Source organism: Rhodovulum kholense, assembly GCF_003053725.1.
GTDB lineage: Bacteria > Pseudomonadota > Alphaproteobacteria > Rhodobacterales > Rhodobacteraceae > Rhodovulum > Rhodovulum kholense.
This window is the reverse complement of record NZ_QAYC01000039.1, coordinates 1-2,948: the sequence shown is the minus strand read 5'-3', so window position 1 is coordinate 2,948 and position 2,948 is coordinate 1. Positions and strand designations below refer to the sequence as shown.

Genomic DNA, 2,948 nt, shown 5'->3' with positions numbered 1-2,948 from the left:
GCGATGGGGGGTCGGTGCCGGATGGGGGGAGCCCGGACGAGACGCCGGACGGGGGTCCTGATGTGGTCGATCCCGTGGACGAGACGCCGGATCAGGGGGCCGGGGAGGATGGCGGGTCCGACGGCGGATCGGACAATGGCAATACTGGCGGCCAGGACAGTGGCGAGACCGGTGGCAATACTGGCGGCGACACTGGCAGTGTCGATCCGGGGACCGGCGGGAGCGACGGGTCGGACGGGACCGATACCTCGGTTCCGCTGGAGGATGCGGTCGAGGTGACGACGGGGCGGGTGACGACGCTGACGCTGCCCGGAGCCGAGGATGCGGTGTCGGTCGAGATCGTGGCGCGGCCCGACTTCGGCAATGTGACGGTGACCCCCGATCTCAGCCTGGCGCTGGTGCTGACCGGCGAGACCCAGACCGGGGCGCTGAGCTTCGACTATGCGGTGACCCATGCCGACGGCACGGTGACGACCCATACCGCGAGCCTGACCGCGGTCGAGGGCAGCCAGGGCGGCGGCTGGGGGGCGGGCGATTTCTACATGCTGGAAAGCGCCGAGGACGGCAGCCTGGTGATCGAGCATGGCGACGTGCACGAGACCGTCTATGTGACGGGCAGCGAGGCGGGGCTGAGCCGGGCCGATATCGCGGCGCTGGAAGGGATGAAGGTCGAGCAGGTGACCGACCGCTGGCTGGCGAGCCAGACGACCTACGGCTTCGACGCGGACATGGCGGTGGACCAGGACGTCGGCTCGGTGATGTGGCGGGCGCTGACCGGGCCGGAGCCGTCCTCGCACTGGCTGCTGTTCGAGCGCGGCTACAGTTATGACAACTTCAAGGGTCTGATCGATCCCGGCGTGGTCGGCGAATCCGAGCTGCATCCGATCTATATCGGAGCCTATGGCGACGGCTCTGCGCCGGAATTCGCGAGTGAACTGCGCAGTTTCGCAGAGACGAAGGAAAATGTCGTCGTGGAAGGGCTGACCTTCAGAGACGGGATCGCGCTGACCAATTCCGGGAACATCCTGCTGAACGACGTGACGATCACCGGCGGCACCCTGATCATCAACAATGCCGAGGGGTTCACGCTGCGCAACTCGTCAGTCTACGACGTCTGGCGGGACGAGTCCCTGAACGCCGAGGACGGGACCTGGGCACCGAACCTGAACCGGGTGAGCGGCTTCTACCTGACCAAGTCGGACGGGGTCCTGGTCGAGAACAACTTCTTCGACCATAACGGCTGGGAGGACGGCTACGACTATGCCCGGTCGGCGGAGGACGGCCAGCCGCCGAGCATGTACAGTCACAACATCTACATGACGGCGACCAACGGCGACGTGACGCTGCGCGACAACATCATCATGCGGGCGGCCTCCTACGGGGCGCAGTTCCGGATGGGCGGCGTTGTCGAGGACAACGTGTTCCTCGACAACAATGGCGCGATCAACCCGGCCAAGGGCGGCTCGGACGCGTCCGGGAACTACAGCCTGGTGCTGGGCAACGTGGTGACCTCCGCGGGCAACAAGACGGTCGACCATTCCGAAGGGGCGCTGTCGCAGGGGATCAACGCGCAGGGCTGGGACGAAAGCCTCGTGGACAACATCATCGCCCATCTGGCGGATCCGGACAACGCGGCCGAGCAGGCCGAGAAGGAGAAGGGCCAGTTCGCGCTCGCGATCAACGGAAGCCTCTATTACAACGACACGGTGATCTACAACTGGACCGGCGCGAAGAACGCCGACAAGGTCGGCGAGATCGAGGCCAATGTCGACGGGCTCGACCGGGCGGTCCTCGACGAGACCACGATCCAGAATTTCGCGGCGGACCTGCTGGGCAAACCCTCGGCGACGATCGCGGATCTGGCGGCCTACCTGCGAGCGCAGGCTGACGGGGCGCTGGACGACGTGGTCGATGCCGACCTGATCATCGCCTTCTTCCGGACCGGGTTCGGGATGGATACGGACCTGCGGGCCGACGAGGCGGTGCTGCGCTTCGTTCCCGACGACCGGGGCGACGGGATGCGCTGGGACAACCGGCTGAACTGGTCGACCGACGACCTGCCGGGGACCCAGGACGGGGACAGCGTCGATCTGGGCGGCAACTGGGTGAGCTATGGCAGTTCGACGACGGCGATCGAGGATCTCGATCTGGGCGATGGCGGGCGTCTGAGCGTGACCCAGGGCCGGCTCGACGTCGAGGGCACGCTTGCGGTCGGCAGCAGCTGGGGCGGGCAGGTGACGGTGGACGGGGCGGGCCAGTTCTGGACCGAGGGCTATGCCGACAGCGATCTGCTGTCGATCTCGGTGATGGGCGGTCGGTTCGCCAATACCGGGGTGTTCCTGGGCAATGCCGATCTGACGGTCGGCGAGAACGGCCAGGCGATCCTGGCGACCGACGGGGCCGGGTTCCTGCTGCAGGCGGGGCGGACGCTGACGGTGGTGGGCGACGATGCGCAGGTCGGGTTCGATGGCGATGGCGGGCTGTCGCTGCTGAGGCTCGACGACGACGCGACGCTGAAATTCGTGGCCGAGGACGGGGCTCTGGGGACGATCGGCGAGTTCCGGAGCGGCCGGTTCGAGAGTTCGGACGTGGTCTCGGGGGTGGATCTGGGCGATGCGACGCTGGCGATCGACCTGAGCGGCATGGCCGGAACCGCGTCGCAGACGGTGCTGCTGGAGGCGGACGAGCTCTTCGGGCGGTTCGGCGATCTCGAGTTCACCGGTCTGGGCGCGAACCGCAACGCGACGGTGACGATCGACTATGCGACGGACCGGGTGACGCTGGCGCTGTCGGCTTCGGGGACCGGGACGGGCCAGGTGACGCTCGACATCCTGGGCACCGAGAGCGACGGGTCGGGCACGGCGCATTACCAGCAGATCGTTCAGGCGCTGCAGGCCGATTACGGCACCGCGCTCAGCGACCCCATCGCCGCCCACCTCTCCGACGCC

1 protein-coding gene is annotated in these 2,948 nt (G+C 67.4%); it reads left to right on the top strand.

Annotated features, from left to right (window positions below; genetic code table 11):
• Positions 1–62 precede the first annotated feature (62 nt).
• A partial coding sequence (locus C8N38_RS20935) for a right-handed parallel beta-helix repeat-containing protein (protein ID WP_108029035.1) occupies positions 63–2,948 on the top strand: 2,886 nt, incomplete at its 3' end.